The sequence below is a fragment of the Tabrizicola flagellatus genome (assembly GCF_008271465.1).
Classification (GTDB): domain Bacteria; phylum Pseudomonadota; class Alphaproteobacteria; order Rhodobacterales; family Rhodobacteraceae; genus Tabrizicola; species Tabrizicola flagellata.
In genome coordinates this window covers 37277-61756 of record NZ_VMDU01000016.1, presented here as the reverse complement: position 1 = coordinate 61756, position 24480 = coordinate 37277, and the positions used below count along the sequence as shown (strand labels likewise).

Genomic DNA, 24480 nt, shown 5'->3' with positions numbered 1-24480 from the left:
CCGTTCTGCAATCGCTCCCGGTCCTGTCGAAGGCGCTACTTCAGGCGCACCCGCACCCTGCCCCGGCCCAGCACGCGGTCCTTGACCCGGCCGCGCAGCGAGCGCGGCGGCAGGTGCTCGCGGTCCTGGAGAAAGACGAGGCCATTGATCGACCGGTCGTCCAGAAGCGCCAGATTGGCGCCCCACTCCGCAGCAAGACGCGGGTCCACCCCGTCGGGGATGCCCTTGCGCGGCGTGTGGCTTCCGGGCACCCAGTCGTTGATGACGATGCCGGGAAAGCGGTCGCCCAGATCGGCGACCAGCGCCCGGGTCAGGATGCGCAGCGCACCCTTCGAGACCGAATATCCGGCCGCCAGAGGCGCGGGCCGGACATCGGCGAAGGTCACGATGTTTATGATCCGGCCTCGTCCCGACGCCACCATCTGCGGCAGGACAGCGTGGCAGCAGTTGAAGGCCCCGCCGAGGTTGAGCTGCACCGTGTCCATGAAGCTGTCCGGGGTCTCTTCCAGGATGTCGCGGTGCGGATAGACCTCGGCCCCGTTGATCAGGATCGTCGGCGCTCCCAGAGTTTCGCGGATGGTCTGGAAGGCCTCGGCCACCGCGACGGGGTCGCGGACATCGGCGACGACGGGCAGGACCGCGGCATGCTCGGCCTGATAGGGCGTGGCGGATATCCCGGCAACCGCAACGCCGCGCAACGCAAGCGTTGCGGTAAGGGCCCGCCCCAGTTCGCTGCCCGCACCGGTGACCACCGCCACCGCGTCGGGCGCATCCGGCCTGATCGCACTGTCCTGCATCAAACCGCTTTCCGCCTTTCGGCTTTCAGGCGAGCCGCGATCACGTCGGCGACCCGCAGGGCGTTGGCAGCGATCGTCAGGCTGGGGTTGACCCCCATCGAAGTGGGCAGGAAGGACGCATCAGCGACGTAGAGATTGTCGAGGTCATGCGCCTTGCAATTGGCATCCAGGACCGAGGTCTTCGGATCGGACCCGAAGCGCAGGGTGCCGCAGGGATGGCCGAAGTTGAGATCCGGCCCGATGCCCAGCAGCAGCGTCCGCCACCGGCCGAGTGTCCTGCGGATCACCCGGCGGAAAAAAGCCCGCCGCTCCAGAAGCTCGTCGTGCAGGCGGTATTCGATCAGCGGCACCTCGGGGTCGTCGGGATGCGGCAGCACCCGGTTCTCGTAATAGGGCAGGTCCTCCAGGACGCCGACCAGCACCGTGGCCTTGCCGAAAAGCAAGCCCCCCACCCGCGCCACCAGCGTCGCCACCCGACCGATCCCGGGCACCTGCGACAGACGGGACCGGGCGATCAGGGCCTTGAGATAGGCGGCAATCTGCCCGGCGTCCGCCGATACCCCCATAGACTGGACCAGTCCAAGGCGCTTGCCCCCAACCGCGTACAGATCGCGGAACGCCAGACTGCGGGTCGCGCCCACGGCAGGCCGGCCGCGCCGGGGCCAGAGCGCGACCATCTCGCTGAGGTGGAACATCAATCCGCGCCCAACCCAGCCGCTGGAGTTGGCACAGCCCGCCGCATGGGTGCCCGTCGACCCCAGCAGGATCCGCGGCGAATGCAGCGCGCCCGCGGCCAGCACGATGATCGGGGCCGACAGCACCATGTCGTGCCCCGATCGGCGCACCCGGACCTCGCTGATCCGCCCACCGCTTTCGATGAGTTCCTCCACCGATGCGTTGGCCATCAGCGTCGCGCGTCCGGTTTCCATCGCCGGTTCGATCCCGGCCGAGCGGCCGTCCATCTTGCAGGGCAAGGGGCACTTGCGACCAAGGCAGTCCGAACAGCCCGGCACCCGGCGCAAGGCCTCGTGCGCCCGGTAGGGATGCAGGCCGAGCCCGCGCAGGTCCTCAAAGAGCGCAGCCTCGGCACTGCTCAGCGGCGGCGGGGCGTAGGGCGGCGCAGGCAGGCCCGAGGCGGGATCGGCCTCGCCCCGGACCGACAGGAGCTCTGCCGCCTGATCGAAATAGGGCGCGAAGGCATCATAGCCGACCGGCCAGCCCCCTGTCGGATGCGGCATGCTGTCGGTGCTTTCAAGATCGTGCCGCTCGGGCCGCTCGGCCGCGGCGGCGTAGAACACCGAGGTTCCGCCGACCCCGCTGCCGATCGGCGCGAAGAAGCGTTGCGGCCGACCACCATCCAGACGCGCCTCGATCCTGGTCGGCCAGAAGCCCCGCATCTGCCGTGCGGCGTAATCATCCATGTCGGAGCGAAGGTTCTGGCTCTCCGTGCGATAGCCGAGGGGGCCTTTCTCGATGAACAGGACCGACAGGCCGCTTTCGGCCAGCCGGCGACCGGCGACACCGCCACCGATGCCGGTTCCGATCACGATTACATCCCATTCCTGACCCGGCGCGGGCCTGGCTGCGGCCTGCCCGGAGATGACCGAAGGAATCCAGGATCGCATCGGCATCAGGACAGATCCCGCGAACTTTCGCATCCGATCGGCAGCATCACGTCAACTCGCCCACAAACGGGACCACGCACCACAAGGCGACCCTGTCCTTGCGCCCATGAAAAGGCCACATTGGGGCAGGACCGCAGCGAGACCGTGACTTCAGGCATCAGATGCGCCCGGCCACTTGCCCGCGACAGGGCAAAACGTCTGGCGCTGTCTGCCGTTCGATCCACTCGGTCCACAGGCCTTCATCACGACACCAGGGGCAAGGCTCGCTCTGAAATCGCTTTGAATCAAGTGTCTTGTCGTGCCCGCTTACGGACTGGGCAAGGTTATGCCGGCAGGCGATCAGGCCGGCGCGGGGTTCTGCCGGCCGCGGGCGCCGGGCCGGGACCGCACGGGCAGGCGGCACAAGGCAGCGGACGCGAAGCCACGCTCGACGACGCCGGGGAGCGGGCCTCAAGCCGGCGGCAGGATCAGGATGGCGCGGAAGTCGTTGACGTTGGTCAGGGTCGGGCCGGTGACGACCTGCGCCCCCGCGCGGGCGAAATAGCCGTGGGCATCGTTCCGGGCCAGCGCCTCGGCCGCGCCGGGCGTGGCCAGCGTGTCCGGCCCGATCACCGCGCCCGCCACCTCGGCGGCGCCGTCCACACCGTCCGTGTCGCAGGCCAGCGCATGGATCCGCGGGTGGCCCTCCAGTGCCAGCGCCAGCGCCAGGCAGAATTCCGCGTTCGGCCCGCCCACCCCGTCGCCCTGCCGGGTCACGGTCAACTCGCCCCCGGAGAGAAGCAGCACCGGCCGGTCGCCGGGGCGCAGGCCCGCTGCTATGTCACGGGCAAACCGGGCCTGGTCGCGGGCGACCTCGCGTGCCTCGCCCTCCAGCCGGTCGCCCAGGCTGCGGACCTCGGCAAGCGGCGCGGCCAGTTCGGCAGCGGCGGCCAGCGACTGGGCGGGGGCCGCATAGATGACGTTCTCGACCCGCGACAGGCGTGCGTCCCCCGGCGGCACCACGCCCGACCGGCCCAGCGCGGCATGCGCGGCAGGCGGAAGCGCGATCTGCCAGCGGTCGAGGATCGCGCACGCCTCGTCGGGGGTGCTGGCATCGCCGACCGTGGGACCCGAGCCGATCAGGGCCGGATCGTCCCCCGGCACGTCCGAGATCATCAGGGCAAGCATCCGCGCCGGGTGAGCCGCCGCGGCCAGCTGGCCGCCCTTCACGCGGCTGAGGTGCTTGCGCACCGTGTTCATCGCCGAAATCGGCGCGCCCGAGGCCAGAAGTGCCGCGTTGACCGCCTGCTTTTCGGCCAGCGACAGCCCCTCGACCGGGGCGCAGAGCAGCGCCGAGGCCCCGCCCGAGATCAGCGCCAGGACGAAGTCGTCCTCTCCCACCCCGCGCAGGAGTTCGAGCATCCGGGCGGTGGCCGCGACGCCGGCCGCATCGGGCACGGGATGCGCGGCCTCGACGATCTCGATCCCGCGACAGGGGCGCGCATAGCCGTAACGGGTGATGACCAGCCCCTCGCAGGGGCCCCAGACGGCCTCGACCGCCTCGGCCATCCGGGCGCTGGCCTTGCCCGCGCCGACCACGACCACGCGGCCCCCCGGCTTCTCCGGCAGGAAGCCCGCGAGCGAGCGCATCGGGTCGGCCACCTCGACCGCGCGGTCGAAAAGCTGGCGCAGGAAGGCGGCGGGGTCCGGGATCATCGGCCAAGGCTCCGGGCTGGGAACGTGGCGGGAAGAGATAGCGCAATCCGGGGCGGACGCAGACCGGTTTTGCCCGTTTCGCGCGCCGTTTCCGTCATGGACCGCGCAGGTCGAGCTTCTGCAGCTCTTCCAGCAAGTCGAGAAGCTGCTCCAGCCGGTCATGGCCGAACTCGGCCTCGATCCGGCCGAGGATCGCGGCGCTTTGCGCGGCATGGGCCTGGACGAAGGCCAGCCCGGCCGGGGTGATCGCGACGATCGACTTGCGGCGGTCCTCCGGCGGGGTGGTGCGGGTGATCAGCCCTTCCGCGACCATCGGCCCGATCATCCGGGTCAGGCTGGACAGAAGCAGCACCGCTTCTGCCGCGACCTGGCTGAGTTCCAGCGGCCCGCGTTCCTGAAGCACGCGCAGCACGCGCCATTTCTGTTCGTTGATGCCCGATGTGGCCAGCATCTGCCGCAGGGGCCCCATCACGGTTTCCCGCGCCCGCAGCAGGGCGATCGGCAGCGAGCGGCGGGTCTGGCGGAAGGAAGGGGGATCGTCGGACATCCTGCGCTTATCGCCTGTTTTGCGACGCGCCTCAATGCCGCGCATCGGTCGGCCGCGCAAAGGCTCGTCGTCGACTGCGTCGCTCCTCGCGGACCACCGGGGAGGAGACACAGTCGAACGACGAGGCCCTCAGCCGGGCACCAGCGCCAGCGCGCGGATGGGCGAGCCGGTGCCGCCTCGGATCTTCAGCGGCGCCGCGATCAGAAGCGCGCCCTTCGGCGGCAGCTGGTCGAGGTTGCACAGGCTCGCCAGGCCAAAGCAGTTGTCCCGGTGCAGCAGGTTGTGCGCCGGGAAGGGCGGGCTGAACTTGCCGGCCATGCCCGCATCCGTGCCGATGCACTGGGTGCCCCAGCCGACGATGCCCTTGCCGAGGAGATAGTCGATGCAGTCGGTCGAGGGGCCAGGGGAATGCGAGCCGTCCTCGTAGGGGTCCGGGTCCTCGTTCAGGAACAGCGCCACGTCATGGGCGCGGCGGTCCCAGTCGGTGCGCATCAGCACCCATTCGCCGGGGCCGATCTCGCCATGCTGCGCCTCCCAGGCCTTCACATGCGCGGCCGTCAGCAGGAAGTCCGGGTCCGCCGCCGCCTCGGCCGAACAGTCGATGACATTGGCCGGCGCGATAAGGCGCTGGACCGACAGCGTGTCGGTGAAGCCGTCCGGGTGGTCCTTGCCCGAGAGCCAATGGTGCGGCGCGTCGAAATGGGTGCCGGAGTGCTCGCCCAGCTCCAGCCAGTTCCAGGCCCAGAACGGACCGTCCTTGTCATAGGCGCTGATCCGGTGGATGGCGACCTTGGGCGTGTTCCGGGCGAGATCCTCGGGCAGGCGCAGGATCGGGGTTTCGGGGCCAAGCTGGGCGGTCAGGTCAACCACCCGCACGCCCCCGCCGGCAAGACCGGCGGTCAGGGCCGACAGGACCTCTGCCGGATTGCCCGTCTTGTCCCCCTGCCCGGGGAAACGCCGGCGGCGGCGGGCCATCACCTCTTCGACCAGGTCGAAGACGGCATCCACCGCACTGTCCTCGGTCACGAAGCCCGGCGACATGCGCAGGATCGGCCCGCGGCAATCGACCGAATAGCCCTCGACCCCCAGGGCACCGACGCAGGCTGCCGCCTCGGCCTTGTCGGGCATGCGTATCATCACCGCCCCGCCGCGCCGGTCGGCGTCACGCGGAGAGTGCAGCGGCAGGTCCAGCCGGTCGGCCCGCTCGATCACCCGGCCCACCAGGCGGCGGTTGTGCGCGGCTACCTCGGTCAGGTCCTGCTTCGAGAACCATTCCAGCGCCGGCAGCGATGCGATGGCCGCCACCGACCCCGGCGTGCCGGTGTCGAAACGGCGGATGTCGGGGGCATAGTCGAACTTGTCGAGGTCCCAGGAGAAGGGATTGTTCTGGGAGAACCACCCCCGCCCTTCCGGCGTCAGCATCGGGATCAGGTCCTTGTCGGCGTAAAGGATCCCCGCGCCGGGCGTGCCGCACAGCCATTTCAGGCTGGTCGAGACGACGAAATCCACTTTCGGGTTCATCGCATCGAAGGGCATCAGCCCCGCCCCTTGCGTGATGTCGGCGACCATCAGGCTGCCCATGGCCCGGCCATGCGCGACCAGCGCCGGATAATCCATCTTCGACGAGCCGATCGAGGTCACCCAGGTCAGCAGCGCCAGCCCCACATCCGGGCCCCAGTGGGCGAGAAAGTCCTCGGTCTCCACCCAGGCGCGGCCCTCGGACAGCGGCACGGTGGTCAGCGTGAAGCCCATCTTCGGCGCCAGACCCTGCAACAGGAAATGCAGCGAGGGGAAACAGTCCGCCGCCGTCAGCACCCGTTTCCCGCGCAGCATCCCGTCCGGCAGCGCGCGGAGGATCTTCTGCAACCCCTCGGTCACGTTGTCCACCGTGGTCAGGCTGCCCTTGGGGACGTTGATCAGCCGCCGCCAGCGGTCGATGAAATCCTGCCGCTTGCGCAGCACATAGCCCCATTGCCTGTCATCCGGGGCAGACCAGACCGCCGAGAACTCGGCCATCGCGCGGGCGAGGTCGTCCTCCTTGCCCGGATAGATGCCGATGGAATGATAGAGGAAATACCCCCCCGCCGTGCTGTTCGTGGCCAAGTGATCCCGTCCTTCCCGCCCGGTTCGCGCCCCGGCAGGTTAGGGGAAGTGCCGGGCGGCCTCAAGATGTTTCAAGCTTGAAAAGTCTGACGCTCTCCCGGCACCAGATCCGCGGCCCAGGGCCTGCCTTCGACCAGGCCGAACACCTCGCCCGCCACAAGGTCCACCGTCCCGTCCGCATGGGTCCGGAAGGCGGTCGGCAGGCCGGCGGCCCGGCAGAGGGCAAGGCCTCCGGCGCAGTCCCACAGGCCACCGACCCGGGCCTCGACATAGCCGGCCAGCCGTCCGGTCGCGACCAGCATCAGCGCCAGCGCGCAAGAGCCGAGGACGCGCGGCGCAAGGCCCGCGGTCTCGCAGGCGGCCTCGACGGCATGGCGGTCGGCCACCGGCCAGCGCGGGTTGCGTCCAAGGCCGATGCAGCCGGGCATGGCGGCGCGCGATCCGGCGGCAAGGCCGGTCTCGTGCAGGGGGCCGGCGCCGCCGCCCACCGCCATCAAGCCCAGCGCCGGGGCGATGATGCCCCCGGCAACGGGGCGGCCTTCGTCCATCAACCCGACGGAAATGGTCCAGAACGGCAGACCGGAGAGGAAGTTCGCCGTGCCGTCGATCGGATCCACGGCCCAGAAGCGACCCTTCGACGTGCCGCCCATCTCCTCGCCCAGGATGCCGTCGCCGGGGAAGTCGTGGGCCAGAAGGCGGCGGAGCGTCGCCTCGACCGCGCGGTCGGCGTCCGACACGAGGTCGCCGGGCGCCTTGGCCTCGATGGCACGGTCGGCGAGAGTGTCGAAGAAGCCCAGCGCCTGTGTGCCCGCTTCGGTCAGGATTCTGGACAGGCGGTCAAGGTCGATCAGGTCGGTCATGGGCGCATCCTCTGGCTCGCCGTGGCAGGCTAGCCGGACCACATCACCGGCGAAAGACAAGCTGCCCTCCTCGTTCGGCTTCGCCTTCTCGTCGGGGGCACCAGCGAGGAGTGCCGAAGGCATCGACGAGCGATGCCGGGGGAAGGGTCAGCCCTGCGGCACCCGAACGACGATCCCGTCCAGCGCCGCGCTCATCCGGATCTGGCAGGACAGGCGCGAGGTCGGCTCGCGACCGGCCTCGGTGATGTCGAGCATGTCCTCCTCGAAGGCGCCGGGCGGGCCGGCGCGGTCGGCCCAGGCGGGATCGACGACGACATGGCAGGTCGCGCAGGACAGCGAGCCGCCGCATTCGCCGATGATGCCGGGCACCCCGTGCCGGGTGGCGGCCTGCATCAGGCTTTCGCCCTCCGGCACGTCCAGGGTGATCTCGCGGCCATCGGCCAGTTTCCAGGTGGCGTGCATCGCGGGCCCTCAGACATACCAGATGTAATAGTCGCGCAATGCCGCGCCTTCGAGGCCAGCGGTCTTGTCCACCTCGATCCGCTTCATGAACAGGTGGTGTTCCACGAGTTCGGGGCCCAGCGCCTTTGCCAGGGCGGTATCGGCGGCCAGATCGTCCATCGCCTCGGACAGGGACCCGGCCACGCCATGCCCGGCATCGGTGCGGTCGAAGCCGTCGCCGGCCTCGGGCGCGGGAAGCGCGTGGCCGGCCTCCACCCCCAGCCGGCCGGCCTGCAACAGCGCGGCCAGCGCGGTATAGGGGTTGCAGCTGGCATCGGCCATCCGGTGTTCCAGCCGCGTCTTGGGGCCGCCCTCTTCCGACACGCGGACCGTGACGCCGCGATGGTCGCCGCCCCAGTTGCACCAGTAGCCCGACATCGAGGCCGGTTGCAGCCGCAGGTAGCTGCCGACCGTGGGCGCCAGAAGGCCCGCAAGCCCCTTGTGGTGATGCAGCCAGCCCGCAACGACACCCCTGGCCAGATCATTCATGTGCCCCGGCCCGCCCTTCGGCCCGGTCATGAGTGCGTTCGCCCCGGTCCTGTCGGCGAAGGAGATATTGAAATGCAGCCCCGAGCCGCCCTTTTCCGGGATCGGTTTCGGCAGGAATGTCAACAGGATGCCGTGGTCCAGCGCCACTTCGCGCGTCATCTGGCGGAAAAGGACCATCTCGTCCACCGCACGCACCGCCTCGTCATAGGCGAGGGTGAACTCGAACTGCGGCGTGTCGTACTCGGCGGTGATGAGCTCCAGCCGGAAGCCCGCCGCCTCGGCCCGCTGCCAGATCGCGTCGGTGAAACCGGCGGGATCGGCGAAGGGGCCGGTGCCATAGACGATGCCGCCCGGCGCGCGCATCGGCGCGACGCTGCCGTCCTCGGCGATCTCGAAGGCATAGGCTTCCAGCTCGATCCCGACCTTCGGCGTCAGACCCTGCGCCGCCCAGTCGGCCACCGCGCGTTTCAGCGCCCCGCGCGGGCAGAGCGGGATGCGCTGGCCCTCGCTGTCGTAAAGATCGCCGGTGACGACCTTCGTGTCGGGCTCCCAGCCGTCGCGGATTTCCTCGGCGACCCAGCGCAGCTCCATGTCCGGGATGCCCTCGCGGCATTTCGTATGGGGGGCGTCGAGGATCAGGTCCTTGTCCCAGTGCACGGAGAAGGTCGGCCGCGCCAGCCGCGTGCCGTCGGATTTCAGCTTGTGCGCGGGCAGATACTTGCCCCGCATCAGGCTGAGGTGGTCGCAGAACATCGCGCGCAGGCGGTCGGCCATGTCATCCCCCCTTGGTCAGTGCAGCGTCACGCGCACCGGCAGACTTTTCAGTCCGGCCACGAAATTCGAGCGCAGGAACTTCTGCTCTCCGGCCGGCTCGACGGACTTGATGCGCCTCGCCAGTTCCTGGAACAGCACGCGCACCTCCAGCCGCGCCAGCCACATCCCCAGGCACAGATGCGGCCCCCCCTGGCCGAAGGCGAGGTGCTTGTTTGGGCTGCGCGCGAGATCGACGCGGAAGGGCTGGTCGAACACCGTCTCGTCGCGGTTGGCGGAAGCGAACCAGTAGAGCACCTTGTCACCCGCCCGGACCTGCTTTCCGTGCATCTCGAAATCGCGGGTGGCAGTGCGGCGAAAATAGGCGGTGGGGCTGGCCCAGCGGATGATCTCGTCGGCCATGGTCTCGTCCACGGCGCCCGACCGGATCAAGGGCAGAAGCTCGGGCTGATGCGCCAGAGCCTGGATGCCGGCGGCGATGGAATAGCGCGTGGTATCGTTGCCCGCCGCCACGATCAGGCAGAAGAAATTGCGGAACTCGTGCTCGGGCATCACCGACCCGTCGTGACCCGGTTGCAGGATCATGTGCAGCACGCCCGAGGTGTCCCCCGCGGCCTCCTTCCGCGCCATCAGGTCGCGCGCATAGGCGTAAAGCTCCGCCCCCGCCGGAGAGTTGAACGGCATCATGCGGAATTCGTCGGTCGTCAGCTTGTCCAGCACATGGCTGGTGAAATCGGGATCGGTGTTGGCGATCAGCGCATCGCCCTTTTCCACCAGCCATGGCAGGTCCCCGTCCGGCAGGCCGACGATGCGGCCCAGCATGCGCATGGGCAGTTCGCGGGCGATCTCCTTCGTGGCGTCGAACGTGCCCTTCTCCAGCGCGGCATCGAGGATCGTCGTGCAGAGGTCGCGGATTGCCTGCTCGAACCCGGCGATCACCGGCTTGGAGAAGGCCTTCGCCACCTTCACCCGGGTCAGCATGTGTTCGGGCGGGTCGGTTTCCTGAAAGGTGCGGCGCGCGAGGTATTCCTCGTAGCTCTGGTCCTCCATCCGGATGCCGCGGGCCGAGGACAAGAGGTCGGGCTGGCCGTTCAGGCGCAGGATGTCCTCGTGCCGGGTGACCGACCAGAAGCCCTGCCCCTGGGCGTAGTCGGTCCAGTGCATCGGGTCCTCGCGGCGCAGGCGCGCGAAAGTGTTGTGCGGCGCGCCCTGCACGAAGGTGTCGTGGCTGGTCAGGTCGGCATAGCCGTCATCCTTCGGCACCCAGATCGTCATGCTTGCCCCTCCCCTGCTTTTGCATAATGATACGCATGTTAAATATGTAAAGGGAAATCTCATGCATATCGCGGTGCTGGCCACGAACACCGACGACAGCGCCTTCGCGGCCCGCCATCCGCGCGATGTCGAGAAGTTCCGCAGCCTGATCCACGCGGTCCGGCCAGGCTGGACGGTGAGGGCCTTCGACCTGCCGAAGGGTGCGTTTCCCGCAGATATTCAGGGCTTTGACGGCTTCCTGATCGGCGGAAGCCCCTCATCGGTCCATGATGACGAGGCCTGGATCGACCGGCTTCTGAAGCTGATCCGTGATGCCTTTGCCGCGGGCAAGCCCATGGCCGGGGCCTGCTTCGGGCACCAGGCCATTGCCAAGGCCCTCGGCGGGACCGTGGGGCCGAATCCCGGCCCCTTCGTGCTTGGAATCGCCGAGACCGAGGTCATCGCCCCCGCCCCCTGGATGGACCCGGTGGACCGCTTCCGCCTCGCAGCCGCGCATGGCGAGCAGGTGACAGTGCTGCCGCCGGGCGCCGAGGTCATCGGCCGTGCGCCCGGTTGCCCCGCGGCCTGCTACCGCATCGGCGACCGGGTTTTTGCCACCCAGTATCACCCGGAAATGAGGCCGGAGTTCCTGGCAGCCCTGGTCGAGGAATTCGCCCCGAAACTTCCCGAGCCGGTCGGCCGGGACGCGCGCGCCTCGCTGCCGCGGGGCACCGAGGGCCCCCGCTTTGCCGAATGGATCGCCCGCTTCATGGAGCAGACGCAAGCCCAGGATCTTTCGACGAAAAATCTTGGGCAGGCCTTACGATAGCGCCGCGAGCAAGTCCATCGCGGTCACCTGGTCGAACTGGACATGGGCCTGCATCAGCGCTTCGGCCCCGGCGGCGTCGCGGTCGAAGATCGCCTGGGCGATCCGGCGATGGTCGGCCGCCGAGGCCGGGATCGCGCCGGCGAAACGATACCGCGCCCGGTAATAGGCCAGCAGCCGCCGCGCATTGGTCTTGAGGCTTTCCAGCAGCACGCCGTTGCCCGAGGCCGTGGCGACACAGGCATGGAAGCGCAGGTTCAGCTGGTAGTAGCCGTCCGGGTCGCTGTCGGGGCTGGCCTCCGCCTTGGCCTCGCAGGCGCGGACGGCAGCCTCCAGATCCTCGGCCCCCTGCCGCGACAGCCGCCGCGCGGCCAGCCCCGCCGCCTGGCCTTCCAGCTTGGCATGGACCTCGAGGATGGCGAGGAATTCTTCCAGCGTCGGGCGGAAGATCATCGCCCCCTTGCGCGGCAGGCGGCGCACCAGGCCCAGCGCCTCGAGATAGAGGATCGCCTCGCGCACGGGGGTGCGGGACACCCGGTGCGCTTCGGCCAGTTCGGCCTCGTCCAGAAGATCGCCGGGGTTCAGCTGGCCAAGGTCGATCCGCTCGAGGATGCGCTGGACCAGGGCGGGGATCTGCGGGCCGGCAAAGGGAATGGTCATCGCGTCGCCTCCTGCTCCCGACCCTGCCACGAGGCGCAGGCCAGGTCGATTCCCTACGATTGATGGCTTCCGGTTTCACAAGACGCTTGAAAAACAGCCGACAACGGCCTGAAACGCCTTGCCTTTCACCAATCCGCAAGCCTTCGGTCTGGCGCTTGCCCGCAAGACCTGTCCGGCCAAACTGAAGCTTGTAACGAATCGGTAAAGAGTTTTACCTTTTGGTAAAAATTACCGAAAACCAGCAACAGGGATAGGCACTCACATGACCACAGCAAGCTTCACGGTCTCGCGTCGCGGTCTGCTTCTGGGCGGGGCGGCGGCCTCGGTCGCGGCGAATCTGCCGCGCATGGCCCTTGCGCAAGAGCCGATCAGGATGGCGGGCATCTACACGGTGCCGGTCGAACAGCAATGGGTCAGCCGCATCCACATCGCGGCCGAGGCGCTGAAGGCCGCCGGGACGGTGGACTATACCTACACCGAGAACGTGGCGAACACCGACTATCCCCGCGTCATGCGCGAATACTGCGAGGCCGGCGTCAAGCTGATCGTGGGCGAGATCTTCGGCGCCGAGGCCGAGGCGCGCGAGGTCTGCGCGGAATACCCGGATGTGGCATTCCTGCTGGGGTCCTCCTTCATGCCGGACGAGGCCGCGAACCCGAACCTCGCGGTCTTCGACAACTACATCCAGGACGCGGCTTACCTATCGGGCATCGTCGCGGGTGGCATGACCAAGGGCAACATCGGCATGGTCGGCGGCTTCCCGATCCCCGAGGTCAACCGGCTGATGAATGCCTTCATGGCGGGCGTGCGCGAGGTGAAGCCGGACACGAAGTTCCAGGTTTCGTTCATCGGGTCCTGGTTCGATCCGCCCAAGGCCAAGGAAACCGCCTTCGCGATGATCGATGGCGGCGCGGACCTGATGTATGCCGAACGCTTCGGCGTGTCGGACGCGGCCAAGGAACGGGGCGTGCTGGCCATCGGCAACGTGATCGACACGCAAGGCGACTATCCCGAAACCGTCGTCACCTCGGCGCTGTGGCACTTCGAACCGACGCTGAACGCCGCCGTGGCCGCAGTGCAGGCGGGCACCTTCAAGGCCGACAACTACGGCGTCTATTCCTACATGAAGGCGGGCGGCTGCTCTCTGGCGCCGCTCGGCACCTTCGAGGGCAAGGTTCCGGCCGAGGTCATGGCGCTGGTGGCCGAGAAGGAGGCCGCGATCAGGGACGGCAGCTTCACCGTGACCATCGACGACACCGAGCCGAAGTCGTCGTGACCACCGGACCAGCGGAGGCGGAGGTCGTCCTCCGCCTCGACCGCATCACCAAGCGCTTCGGCGCGCTGACCGCGAACGATGCGGTCAGCCTGACCCTGCGGCGCGGCGAAGTCGTGGCCCTGCTTGGGGAAAACGGCGCCGGCAAGACCACGCTGATGAACATCCTCTTCGGGCACTATGTGGCCGACGAGGGGACGGTGGAGGTCTTCGGCCAGCCGCTGCCGCCCGGCACCCCGCGCGCGGCGCTGGCGGCGGGGGTGGGGATGGTGCACCAGCACTTCACGCTGGCCGGCAACCTGACCGTGCTGGAGAACATCACGCTTGGCACCGAAAGCCTCTGGTCGCGATCGCACGGCGGCGCGCGGGCGAAGGTGGAACGCCTGTCGCGCGATTTCGGGCTGGCCGTCCACCCCGACGCCAAGGTCGGCCGCCTGTCGGTCGGCGAACGCCAGCGGGTCGAGATCCTGAAGGCGCTGTACCGCGACGCGCGCATCCTGATCCTGGACGAACCGACCGCCGTGCTGACACCGCAGGAATCGGACGCGCTTTTCGCCACCTTGCGCAAGGCCACGGCGCTGGGGCTGTCGGTCATCTTCATCAGCCACAAGCTGCACGAAGTCATGGCCATCGCCGACCGCTGCGTGGTCTTGCGGCACGGCCGCGTGGTGGGCGAGGTCGATACCCATGCCACCGACAAGGCGGCACTCGCGGCGCTGATGGTGGGGGGAGAGTTGTCCCTGCCGCGCGCCGAGGCGCGGGCGCCGGGACCGGTGCTGATGCGGCTGGAGGGGGTCTCGACCCCCGACCGCGGGGCAGCGCCGGGGCTGAAGGCGGTGACGCTGGAACTGCGGGCGGGGCAGATCACCGGGCTTGCCGGGGTGTCGGGCAACGGGCAAGCGGCGCTGGCCGAGATCGTCGGCGGGCTGGCCGTGCCTGCGGCGGGGCAGCTGTCGCTGCATGGGCAGGAGCCGAAGGTCTGGAGCCCGGGCGAAGCCCTGGCGCGCGGCGTGGCGCGGATCCCCGAGGACCGGCACCACCAGGGCTCGATCGCCGATTTCGACCTGACCGAGAACGCGGTGCTGGAAGCCTATCGCAGCCGCTTTTCCCGGCGCGCCTGGATGGACTGGCGCGCGGCACGGGCCTTCGCGGAAGGGATCATCAAGGACTACGATGTGCGCTGCCCGGGGCCATCGACGCGCATCCGTCTCCTGTCGGGCGGGAACATGCAGAAGCTGATCCTGGGCCGGGCGATGGCGCCGGGGCCGGACATCATCCTGGCGAACCAGCCGGTGCGGGGGCTGGACGTGGGCGCGATCGCCTATGTGCAGGGCCAGCTGATCGCCGCGCGCGACCGGGGGGCGGCGGTCCTGCTGATTTCCGAAGACCTGGATGAAATCATGGCCTTGTCGGATGTCATTCATGTGATGTCTCAAGGTCGCCTGTCGCCCGGTTTTGCGCGCGGGACGATGACGGCGGCGGACCTCGGTCTGTGGATGGCCGGGCAGAAGTTCGGGGACACGGATGCGGCTTGAACCCATTCCCAACCCCTCGGCCGCGCGGCGCCTCGGGCTACCGGCGCTCGCGCTGGTCGCCACGCTGGGCGTCGCCATGGCGCTTGCGCTGATCGCCGGGGCGAACCCCCTCGCAGTCCTCGGCCAGATCGCCAAGGGCGCGCTGGGGTCGAAGCTCGCGATCCTCGAGACGCTGAACCGCGCGACGCCCCTGATCTTCACCGGCCTTGCCGTCGCCGTCGCCTTCCGGGCCAAGCTGTGGAACATCGGCGCCGAGGCGCAGCTTTATGCGGGGGCGATCGTCGCGGTCCTTCTGGGCACCGGGGCTCTGGGTAGCCCGCTGGTCCTGCCCGTGTCGGCGCTGGCGGCGATGCTGGCGGGGGCGGCGCTGCTGCTGGGGCCGGTGCTGCTCAAGACGCGGCTGGGGGTGGATGAGGTGGTCACCACGCTGCTTCTCAACTTCATCATGCTCCTGTTCGTCAGCTACCTTCTGGAAGGTCCGCTGAAGGACCCGATGGGCATGGGCTGGCCGAAATCCCCGGCCCTGATCCCCGAGGCCCGCCTGCCCCGCATCGTCGATGGATTGCGGCTGCACTGGGGCTTCGCGCTGGCGATCATCGCGGCAGTCGTGGTCTGGGTGATCCAGACCCGCACGACGCTCGGCTTCGAGATCCGCGCTGTGGGGCAGAACCCCGAGGCCGCGCGCTTTGCGGGCATGCCGGTCAACACGGTGCTGGTGAAGACCGCGCTTCTGTCCGGCGGCCTCGCCGCGCTCGCCGGCTGGTCCGAGGTGGCGGGGCTTAAGGGGCATCTGTCGTCGGACCTGTCGCCCGGGTTCGGCTATACGGGCATCATCGTCGCCATGCTGGCGCTCTTGCATCCCCTGGGCGTGATCCTGACGGCGATCTTCGTGGCGGGGATCTTCGTCGGCTCCGACGCGATGAGCCGCGCGGCGGGCGTGCCGACCTATATCGCCGACATGCTGCTGGCCACGGCGCTTCTGTTCATGGTGCTGGCGATCCTTCTGACCAGGGTCCGGGTGGTGCGGGGATGAGCGAGATCGTCGATATCCTGATCTCGGCCAGCTTCTGGGCCGCCGTCATCCGCATCGCCTCGCCGCTGATCCTGGCGACGATGGGGGAACTCATCTGCGAACGCGCGGGCGTGCTGAACCTTGGCATCGAGGGGATCATGGTCATCGGCGCCTTCACCGGCTGGATGGCGGTCTATCAGGGGATGCCGCTCTGGGGCGGGGTCGCGGTGGCGATGGCGGCGGGGATGCTGTTCGGGCTTCTGCACTCCACCCTGACCGTGCCCTTCGGCCTGTCGCAGCATGTCGTCGGGCTGGGGGTAACGCTGTTGGCCACGGCGTCCGCCTCCTTCGCCTACCGGCTGATGCTGCCCGAAGTCACCAGCCCGCCGAAGATCCAGCCCTTCCAGCCGCTGTCGATCCCCGGCCTGTCCGACCTGCCCTGGATCGGCACCGCCCTGTCGCAGACGGCGCTGACCTGGGCCGCCTTCGCGGTGGCTGGACTGGTGGCCTTCACACTGTATCGCACGCCGCTTGGGCTGGCGGTGCGCGCAGTGGGCGAGAACCCGGCGGCGGTCGAGGCGCAGGGACTGTCGGCCACCGGGCTGCGGATGGGGGCGGTGATCGTCGGGTCCGGGCTGATGGCGGTGGGGGGCGCGTTCCTGACGCTGTCGGCCTTTTCGTCCTTCTTCTTCGAGATGGTCAATGGCCGCGGCTGGATCTGCATTGCGCTGGTCGTGTTCGGGGCCTGGAAACCCGGCAAGGCGGTCCTGGGCGCGATCCTCTTTGCCGCCTTCGATGCCCTGCAGATCCGGCTGCAACAGACCTCGCTGGGCGCGGTGCTGCCCTATCAGCTGTTCCTCGCCCTGCCCTTCATACTGTCGATCCTGGCGCTTATCCTGATGTCGCGACGGGCCGAGGTGCCGGCGGCGCTGATGGTGCCCTACAACAAGGGGGAACGCTGAGATGTTCGACATCCTGGTCAAGGGCGGGACGCTCCCCGACGGGACGGTGGCCGATATCGGGATCACCGGCGACCGGATCGCCGCCGTGGGACGCCTCCCGGCCGAGGCAGGCCGGGTGATCGACGCGACCGGAGACCTCGTCTCGCCGCCCTTTGTGGACCCGCATTTCCACATGGACGCGACGCTGAGCTACGGCCTGCCCCGGGTGAACGCCTCGGGCACGCTGCTGGAGGGCATCGCGCTCTGGGGGGAGTTGCGCGAGATCGCCACGGTGGAGGAGATGGTCGCCCGCGCGCTGACCTATTGCGACTGGGCGGTCAGCATGGGCCTTCTGGCGATCCGCACCCATGTCGATACCACGCCCGACCACCTGCGCGGGGTCGAGGCGATGCTGGAGGTCAAGCGGCGGGTAGCCCCCTACCTCGACCTGCAACTGGTGGCCTTCCCGCAGGACGGGCTTTACCGCACGCCCACGGGCCGGCAGAACGTCCTGCGCGCGCTGGACATGGGCGTGGACGTGGTCGGCGGCATCCCCCATTTCGAACGCACGATGGAGGAAGGCGCGGAAAGCCTGCGCGACCTCGCCCGCATCGCCGCCGAGCGCGGCCTGATGTGGGACGTGCATTGCGACGAGACCGACGATCCGATGTCCCGCCATGTGGAAACAATGGCGCGCGAGGTGACGCGGCATGGCCTCGGCGGGCGGGCGGCGGGCAGCCACCTGACCTCGATGCATTCGATGGACAACTACTATGTCTCCAAACTTCTGCCGCTGATCGCCGAGTCGGGCATGACCGCGATCCCGAACCCGCTCATCAACATCACCCTGCAAGGCCGCCACGACACCTATCCCAAGCGGCGTGGCCTGACACGGGTGAAGGAGATGCAGGCCCTGGGCATCCCCGTCGGCTGGGGACAGGACTGCGTGCTGGACCCCTGGTATTCGCTTGGCACGGCGGACATGCTGGACGTGGCCTTCATGGGCCTGCATGTCGCGCAGATGACGCATCCGGCGGAAATGGCACGCTGTTTCACCATGGTGACCGAGACCAACGCGCAGATCATGGGGCTTTCGGACTACGGCCTGCGCCCCGGCTGCCTGGCAAGCCTCGTCGTGCTCGACGCCGGCACCCCGACCGAGGCACTGCGCCTGCGGCCCGACCGGCTGGCGGTGATCTCGAAGGGCCGTCTGGTGGCCGAACGCCAGCGCAACGATGCCCGGCTGGACCTGCCGGCGCGCCCGGGAACGGTGCGGCGCAGGCTCGGCTGAGGCCCCGATTCGCGCCGTGCGCCGGATCCGCCCGGCCAGAGGCTGATTCATTCCGGCCAAGAAACAACGCACTGCCGCCCGACCGGGCAGCGAGCGGATAGATGGGGTCGAACCGCCGCCTCGCGTCAGGGTTGAAAGGATCCATCCTTCAAATCTCCTCTTGATCGCCCCATTTTCGCCCTCATCCACAACCATCACGGTTGCGATGAATTGATGCGTTGGTGTGGACGATTGTCCGTGCGCCGGGTCCCGTCTTGAAGTCCGGGGGCTCTGCAGGGGCCAAGGCGGCTGAACCCACGCATCGGTGTCGGAAGGGTGAACGAGATGGCGCAACAGAAGGCGGCAGAACCCGCGGTCGACGAGGTCGATGACCTGATCGACGAACTGCAGCCGGGCACCAAGCTGCTCAAGGGGCAGTACACGATCACCCGCTACATCAACTCGGGCGGCTTCGGGATCACCTATCTGGCCAAGGACAGCCTGGACCGCGACGTCGTCATCAAGGAATGCTTCCCCTCTTCGGTCTGCCGCCGCTCCAAGGTCATGGTCGCCGCGCGGTCGCGAGCCCATTCGGCCGAGCTGCGCTCGATCGTCCAGCTCTTCGTGCGTGAGGCGCGCAGCCTGGCCAAGATCGTGCATCCGAACATCGTCGCCGTGCACCAGGTGTTCGAGGACAACGGCACCGCCTACATGGCGATCGACTACATCGACGGGATGGACCTGCAACAGATCATCGACGGTGAAGGTGCGCCGCTGTCGAAGCAGCACATCGTCGAGATCACCACCAAGCTTCTGAAGGCGGTCGGCTTCATCCACGAAAACGACATGCTGCACCGGGACATCTCGCCGGACAACGTGCTGATCGACAAGGCGGGCGAGCCGATCCTGATCGACTTCGGCGCGGCACGCGAAAAGGCCAGCCAGACCAACCGCGCCATGTCGGCGCTGCGGGTCGTGAAGGACGGCTATTCCCCGCAGGAGTTCTACATCGCCGGGTCCGAGCAGGGGCCCTGGAGCGATCTCTACGCCCTTGCCGCCACCCTCTATCACGTCATCTCCGGCGAGGCGCCGGTCAACGGTCAGGCCCGGCTCGCCGCCCTGGCCGAGGACCGGCCCGATCCCTTCGTCCCGCTGAGCGGTCGCATCCAGGGCTATCCGAAAGGGTTCCTGGAAGCGATCGACAAGGCATTGAACACACTGCCGAAACAGCGCATCCAGTCGGCCGCGGAATGGCTGACCATGTATGACAGCAGTGCGCCCTTCGCCGCGGTTCCGGCCGAACCCGCGCCGGGAACCGAAGATGCGGTGCACCGGCTGGTCCGCGATTTCAGGCGCGACACGGGCATGACCATCGACGGCATTTCGGGTCAGGACAGGGCCATGGCAGTCCCCGCCGAAGCGGATCTCGCACGCGCCCCCTCGGCCCGGGCGCCCTCCGTGGCGGCACCGAACCAAGAGCCCGCCGCGCGGCAGCGTGGCAGAGGGTCGATGCCCGTGATCGCCGGCGTGGCCGTGGCCGTGGCGGTTGCGGCGGGCGGCTTCGTCTACTTGTCCGACGCTCCGGTCGTTCCGGAGGCAGGGCCGGACAGCCTTGTCGCGACCGCGACTGAAGTGCCGGCCGCGGTGCCGGCCGCCGACGTCGCCGTCGCGTCGCCGGATGCCCCCGAGACCCCGGCAGCGGTCACTGATCCCGCCCCCACGCCCCCGGCAGACCAACCTGCGTCCCCGGTGCCAGAGACGGAGGGGACCGAGGCGGCGACCCGGATTCCGGCGGCGACCCCGACAAGCGAACCCCCTTCAGACCCCGCCCCGGCGACTGCTGCCGAAACCGGTTCCGCCGCCACCGATTCCGCGCCCGTTGCCGACCAGAGCACCGACACGCCCGCCGAGGCCACCGTCGCGGCAGCGCAGGATCCGGCAACCGCAGCAGACGCACCGGCCGCACCGGAAGCCTCGGCCGCGGTCACGCCCGCCACCGAATCGCCGACCGCACCCGCCGGCGCTCCGGCACCGGCGCAGGTGGCCTTTGCCGTCTGGGATGCCGTGATTCCCTTCACCGCCGACGACCGGATCGTCGGCGGCAAGCCGGTCGCGCAGATCCTGCGCATTTCGCCTGAGGCCGACCTCGCCTCGGCCGGGCCTTGGTTGCAGCAGGGGATGGTCATCCACTCGATCAATGGCAGTCCCACCCCCACGGCCAAGGCGCTGACAGCGGCCATTCTGAACGCGATGCAGGTCGATGGCGACGGCAAGGCGCGCATGGTGGCCGACTATTCGACATCGAACGGGGAACGCAACTCGGGCCTTCTGACCGTCGATGCCCAGCGCCTCGTCACCCTGGCGAACGGCATCCAGCTGCGCACGCTGACGGTGGACGGGGTGTGGAAGACGGAAGTCACCGGCGTTGCCCAGCAAGGGATGACCACGCTGCGCCCCGGAGACCTGCTGTTCCGCGACAAGAGCACCGGGGTCGCGCTGGACGGTCCGACCTCGATCGAGGACATCCTCGGCCAGCTGGTCGACCGGAAGGCGACGCGGACCGAATTCTCTATCGTCCGCGACAACAAGGTGGAGACGGCAGACATGAACCTTGCCCTGGCTGCGGCACCATGAGGCCCATCGTCGCCAACCACCGGGCCAGAACGGCCATGCCAGGCCCCGGTCCGGCTCTGGCGCAGGGGGGATCCGCGCGCGACACCCTGCTCCCCGGCCATGGCACGACAAGCCTTGACGAGCTGGTCAATGCCCTTGACCGGGCGGTGGCGAGATCGGCGGCGGGGAGACAGACGGGCCCTGCCCTACCGGGTCGGGCGGACTGAGGCCGGCAGGCAGAAATGGCAAAGCCAGACTTACGCCCCGACGGGCTCGGCCGAACGGTCGCCGGGCCGATCAGACGGAACAAGGAGCAAGCAACATGAACGTCTCGCGCATATTCCTGCTTGGCACCACGGCTCTGCTTCTGACCGGGGCGGCCGCCGTGGCGCAGGAGGCCTGCTCTTCCTACACGGTGCGCGCCGGCGACAACCTGCGCCGGATCGCCAACAAGGCCTATGGCGACGGCGACCTCTACCGGCGGATCTATGACGCCAATGTCGCCGTGATCGGCGAGAAGGCCGACCTGATCGAAATCGGTTCGGTTCTGACGATCCCCTGCGCAGAGCCGACAGCCGAAGCGGCACCGGAAGGCGTGACGCCGATCAGCGCGGCGGCAGCCAACGCGACGCCGACAAGCGCGACGCCGGTCAGCGCAACGCCGGACACCCAGCCCGCCCCCGCTACCGAGCGGCCCCTGGCCATCGTCACCGGCAACGGCTATGCGCCCTTTGCCGACAAGACCCTGCCCGGCGGCGGCATGATGACCCAGCTTGTCGAGATGGCGATCTTCCGCGCCGACCCGTCCATTCCCTACACGATCAGCTTCGTGTCGGACTGGCAGGCGCATATCGATGCGCTCTTGCCCTCGGGCGCCTACGACCTGAGCTTTCCCTGGATCCGTCCCGACTGCGAAGGCGCTGCCATGCTGTCGCCCGGGGACCAGGCCCGCTGCAACGACTTTGCTTTCTCGGGGCCCTTCTACGAGATCGTCGATGCCTTCTTCGCCACGCGCGACAGCGGGCTGATGGCGGCAACCAGCTATGCCGAGTTCGAGGGCAAGCGGATCTGCCGTCCCGAGGGCTACACCGCAGGCGTGCTCGATGCGGCCGGCCTGACGGCAAATGTCGTGACGCTGGTGCGCGGCGAGAACGTCAAGGAATGTTTCCGGGCGCTGGCCGCAGGCGAGGTGGACCTGGTCTCGGTCGACTCCGAGGTCGGCGACTCGACCGTTGCCAAGCTGGGCCTCATCGCGACGATCGGTCAGAATCCGCACCTGTCCACGATCCTCAGCCTGCATGTCATCGCGCACAAGTCCAATCCCCGCGCCGTTGCCATGCTGGGGGCTCTCGATGCCGGGATGATCGAGATGTACGAATCCGGCGAGTGGTACGACATCGTCTCGACCGCGCTGAACCAGCAGCGCCAGTCGGAGTGATCCATGCAGGCCCGATCGCCCCAAGTCACAGGCCCCGACGTTTCCAGTTTGGCTGCGAATGACCAATCATTCGCCTTATTCGCGCCATCTACTCAACCCTATGCTGTGCCAAGACCAGTCTTGTTTCGTTTGTTGCGCGTCATCAGTCCCATCAAGCACCCCACGAGGAAACCCGCCATGAGAACCGCTTCGCATCTGCACCGGCTTCCGATTCTCGCGGCTGCGATGATTTCGCTGCCGTTCATCGCCTCGGCCCAGGAAGCCTGCACCACCTATACCGTGAAGGACGGCGACACGCTGGGCTCGATCGCCCAGGCCGCCTACGGCACCTTCGACTACCAGATGATCTTCAACGCGAACCGCGACGCGCTGGCGGCCAACCCGAACAGCCTGCCGGCCGGGATGCAGCTGATCCTGCCCTGCGAGGACGGCCGCCTGACGCCTGACCAGGAGCTCAGCTCGATCATCGAGGCCGAAACCAAGAAGCAGGAAGCCACCGCCAAGAAATCGAACATCTACGAACCCCCGCTGAAATTCGTCACCTCGAACAACTGGAAACCGTTTACCGACGAATCGCTGACCGGCGGTGGCATCTTCGTGCGCATGGCCGCAACGGCCATGCAGCGCGGCGGCAACGACCGGGACTATACCGTCGCCTATGTGGACGACTGGATGTCGCACATCGACACGCTGCTGCCCTCGGGCGCCTTCGACGTGTCGATCGCCTGGGAATCGCCGGACTGCTCGAAACTCGACATGCTGGGCGAATTCTCGGCCCGGATGTGCACCGACTTCGACTTCTCGCTGCCGATCTACGAGGCGGCCTATACCTTCAACACCCTGCCCGACAGCAAGTATGCCAATGCCCGGTCCTTCGCGGAATACGCCGGCGCCAAGATCTGCCGGCCCGAAGCCTGGCCGCTGGGCGACCTCGAAGTGCAGGGCCTGACCCCGCCGATCGTGGAATACGTCGCGCCGAAGAATCCGATCGACTGCGCCAACATGCTGCTCAAGGGCGAGGTCGACATCTACTCGATCGAGACGGAAACCTCGGTGGCGAACTTCAAGGAACTGGGTGTCACCGACAAGGTGGTGACCAACCCGGCCCTGACCACCTTCATCTCGTATCACTTCCTGACCTCGAAGAACAATCCGCGTGGCCGGGTCTACATCGCCATGCTGAACCGCGGCATCACCGAGATGCGCGAGTCGGGCGAATGGTACGACATCCTCGCCACCGGCCTGGCCGAGTACAACAAGCTCAGCCAGTAACCCGTCCTGCCTCACACCAGCGCAGGCCCCGGTCGCCATGACCGGGGCCTGCTGCCTTCTCGGGGGCCTGGCCCGTCGCATCCCGCAGGGAAGAGAAGGCTTGGAACATTTGTTCCATATGCTATGCTGGTCCGGCAGCCGCCAAGAGACCCGAATGTCCAAGGACGACTCCGAACTTGCCGCACGCGATACCCCGCAATCGGTCGAAGCCTTCCGTGACCGGTTGACGGGCCTGAACGGCCAGCTTCCCCGCCGTCTGCAGCAATGCGCCGACCACATCGCGCGGCACATGGACTCCATCGCGCTGTCCACGGTGGCCCAGATCGCCGAGGGCGCCGGCGTGCCGCCCTCGGCGGTGATGCGCTTCTGTCAGATCATGGGCTTCTCCGGCTATGCCGAGATGCAGCGGCTGTTCCGCGAGGCCCTGACTCGCGCCGCGCCCGACTATGCCACGCGGCTGGCGAACCTGAAGGCCGGCGGCGCCGGCCGGCCCGCGACCCTGGTCGCCGAATTCGTCGATGCCGGCCGGCAGTCCATGGAGGCGCTCGCCCGAAATCTCGACGAAATCGCGTTGAATCAAGCAGTTGCGACGCTGGCCCAGGCCAGGGCCATCCATCTGGCAGGGTTCCGGCGGTCGTTCCCCGTGGCCTCTTACCTCGCCTATGTCTTCGACAAGCTGGGCGTCGCGGCGGTGTTGCACGATGGGGTGGCCGGGCTTGGCCAGCGCGCGTCGCTGCTGCCGGGCGATGCGCTCATCGCCATCACCTTTGCGCCGTGGTCCGAGGAAACCCTTGCGCTGGCGGCCCTGGCCCGGGATCGCGGCCTTCCGGTCGTCGCGCTGACGGACCCGCCCGGCACCCAGGTCTCTGCCGTCGCCGATACCGTGCTGACCGTGGCCGAGATCGACTTCGGCGCCTTCCGGTCGCTGTCCGCCGTCATCGCGCTGGCGCTGTCCCTCGCCGTCGCCGTCGCCGCCCGGCGCGAAACTTAGGGCTTCC

Annotated in this window: 20 protein-coding genes; 10 read left to right on the top strand and 10 right to left on the bottom strand. The window is 68.4% G+C overall.

The window, feature by feature from the left end; translation table 11 throughout:
- Positions 1 to 35 precede the first annotated feature (35 nt).
- The 9 genes from FL625_RS15745 to FL625_RS15705 form a co-directional block, all read right to left on the bottom strand.
- Positions 36 to 797 carry an SDR family NAD(P)-dependent oxidoreductase gene (locus FL625_RS15745; RefSeq protein ID WP_149589630.1) on the bottom strand — a complete coding sequence of 254 codons (762 nt, stop codon included), beginning with the start codon at positions 795 to 797 and terminating at the stop codon, positions 36 to 38.
- On the bottom strand, positions 797 to 2344 hold the full coding sequence (locus FL625_RS15740; RefSeq protein WP_354001264.1) for a GMC oxidoreductase: 1548 nt from the start codon (positions 2342 to 2344) through the stop codon (positions 797 to 799). The genes FL625_RS15745 and FL625_RS15740 overlap by 1 nt, the downstream gene beginning before the upstream one ends.
- Before the next feature lie 528 nt (positions 2345 to 2872).
- Entirely contained in the window at positions 2873 to 4117 is a 1245-nt protein-coding gene (locus tag FL625_RS15735; RefSeq protein WP_149589628.1) for a glycerate kinase type-2 family protein, read from the bottom strand.
- 94 nt (positions 4118 to 4211) lie between these two features.
- Positions 4212 to 4664 (bottom strand): homoprotocatechuate degradation operon regulator HpaR, encoded by a 453-nt coding sequence (gene hpaR / locus FL625_RS15730; protein ID WP_149589627.1) that lies wholly within the window; start codon positions 4662 to 4664, stop codon positions 4212 to 4214.
- A gap of 129 nt (positions 4665 to 4793) precedes the next feature.
- Positions 4794 to 6767 (bottom strand): aminotransferase class V-fold PLP-dependent enzyme, encoded by a 1974-nt coding sequence (locus FL625_RS18620; protein ID WP_354001263.1) that lies wholly within the window; start codon positions 6765 to 6767, stop codon positions 4794 to 4796.
- Between the two features lie 71 nt (positions 6768 to 6838).
- The gene (locus FL625_RS15720; RefSeq protein WP_160147801.1) at positions 6839 to 7627 is read right to left on the bottom strand and encodes an inositol monophosphatase family protein; all 789 of its coding nucleotides are present in this window, start codon (positions 7625 to 7627) and stop codon (positions 6839 to 6841) included.
- A 147-nt stretch (positions 7628 to 7774) separates the two neighbouring features.
- Positions 7775 to 8089 (bottom strand): 2Fe-2S iron-sulfur cluster-binding protein, encoded by a 315-nt coding sequence (locus FL625_RS15715; RefSeq protein ID WP_149589625.1) that lies wholly within the window; start codon positions 8087 to 8089, stop codon positions 7775 to 7777.
- 9 nt (positions 8090 to 8098) lie between these two features.
- Positions 8099 to 9391: a type I glutamate--ammonia ligase gene (locus FL625_RS15710; protein ID WP_149589624.1), complete on the bottom strand. Its 1293-nt coding sequence runs from the start codon at positions 9389 to 9391 to the stop codon at positions 8099 to 8101.
- A gap of 15 nt (positions 9392 to 9406) precedes the next feature.
- Positions 9407 to 10663 (bottom strand): cytochrome P450, encoded by a 1257-nt coding sequence (locus tag FL625_RS15705; protein WP_149589623.1) that lies wholly within the window; start codon positions 10661 to 10663, stop codon positions 9407 to 9409.
- Positions 10664 to 10724: 61 nt separating this feature from the next.
- On the opposite strand from FL625_RS15705, the gene FL625_RS15700 reads away from it, so the two are divergent.
- Positions 10725 to 11471, top strand: a complete 747-nt coding sequence (locus tag FL625_RS15700) for a type 1 glutamine amidotransferase (protein WP_235019451.1) — start codon at positions 10725 to 10727, stop codon at positions 11469 to 11471.
- On the opposite strand, the gene FL625_RS15695 is transcribed toward FL625_RS15700, so the two are convergent.
- Positions 11463 to 12128 carry a GntR family transcriptional regulator gene (locus FL625_RS15695; RefSeq protein ID WP_149589621.1) on the bottom strand — a complete coding sequence of 222 codons (666 nt, stop codon included), beginning with the start codon at positions 12126 to 12128 and terminating at the stop codon, positions 11463 to 11465. The genes FL625_RS15700 and FL625_RS15695 overlap by 9 nt on opposite strands.
- Before the next feature lie 262 nt (positions 12129 to 12390).
- Between FL625_RS15695 and FL625_RS15690 the strand changes: the two genes are divergently transcribed.
- From FL625_RS15690 to FL625_RS15650, 9 genes are all read left to right on the top strand, one after another.
- Complete coding sequence (locus tag FL625_RS15690; protein ID WP_149589620.1) at positions 12391 to 13404, top strand: BMP family protein; 1014 nt, start codon at positions 12391 to 12393, stop codon at positions 13402 to 13404.
- A complete protein-coding gene (locus FL625_RS15685; RefSeq protein ID WP_149589619.1) occupies positions 13401 to 14936 on the top strand; it encodes an ABC transporter ATP-binding protein in 1536 nt (511 codons plus the stop codon). Before FL625_RS15690 ends, FL625_RS15685 begins: the two co-directional genes overlap by 4 nt.
- On the top strand, positions 14926 to 15969 hold the full coding sequence (locus tag FL625_RS15680; protein WP_149589618.1) for an ABC transporter permease: 1044 nt from the start codon (positions 14926 to 14928) through the stop codon (positions 15967 to 15969). The genes FL625_RS15685 and FL625_RS15680 overlap by 11 nt, the downstream gene beginning before the upstream one ends.
- Positions 15966 to 16910 (top strand): ABC transporter permease, encoded by a 945-nt coding sequence (locus FL625_RS15675; protein WP_149589617.1) that lies wholly within the window; start codon positions 15966 to 15968, stop codon positions 16908 to 16910. The genes FL625_RS15680 and FL625_RS15675 overlap by 4 nt, the downstream gene beginning before the upstream one ends.
- A gap of 1 nt (position 16911) precedes the next feature.
- Positions 16912 to 18180, top strand: coding sequence for an amidohydrolase family protein (locus FL625_RS15670; RefSeq protein ID WP_149589616.1), 1269 nt, complete (start codon positions 16912 to 16914; stop codon positions 18178 to 18180).
- Between the two features lie 324 nt (positions 18181 to 18504).
- Complete coding sequence (locus FL625_RS15665) at positions 18505 to 20793, top strand: protein kinase domain-containing protein (RefSeq protein ID WP_149589615.1); 2289 nt, start codon at positions 18505 to 18507, stop codon at positions 20791 to 20793.
- A 301-nt stretch (positions 20794 to 21094) separates the two neighbouring features.
- Entirely contained in the window at positions 21095 to 22210 is a 1116-nt protein-coding gene (locus FL625_RS15660) for a LysM peptidoglycan-binding domain-containing protein (protein ID WP_149589614.1), read from the top strand.
- A gap of 177 nt (positions 22211 to 22387) precedes the next feature.
- Positions 22388 to 23482, top strand: coding sequence for a LysM peptidoglycan-binding domain-containing protein (locus FL625_RS15655; protein ID WP_149589613.1), 1095 nt, complete (start codon positions 22388 to 22390; stop codon positions 23480 to 23482).
- 154 nt (positions 23483 to 23636) lie between these two features.
- Positions 23637 to 24473 carry a MurR/RpiR family transcriptional regulator gene (locus FL625_RS15650; protein WP_149589612.1) on the top strand — a complete coding sequence of 279 codons (837 nt, stop codon included), beginning with the start codon at positions 23637 to 23639 and terminating at the stop codon, positions 24471 to 24473.
- Positions 24474 to 24480: the final 7 nt, after the last annotated feature.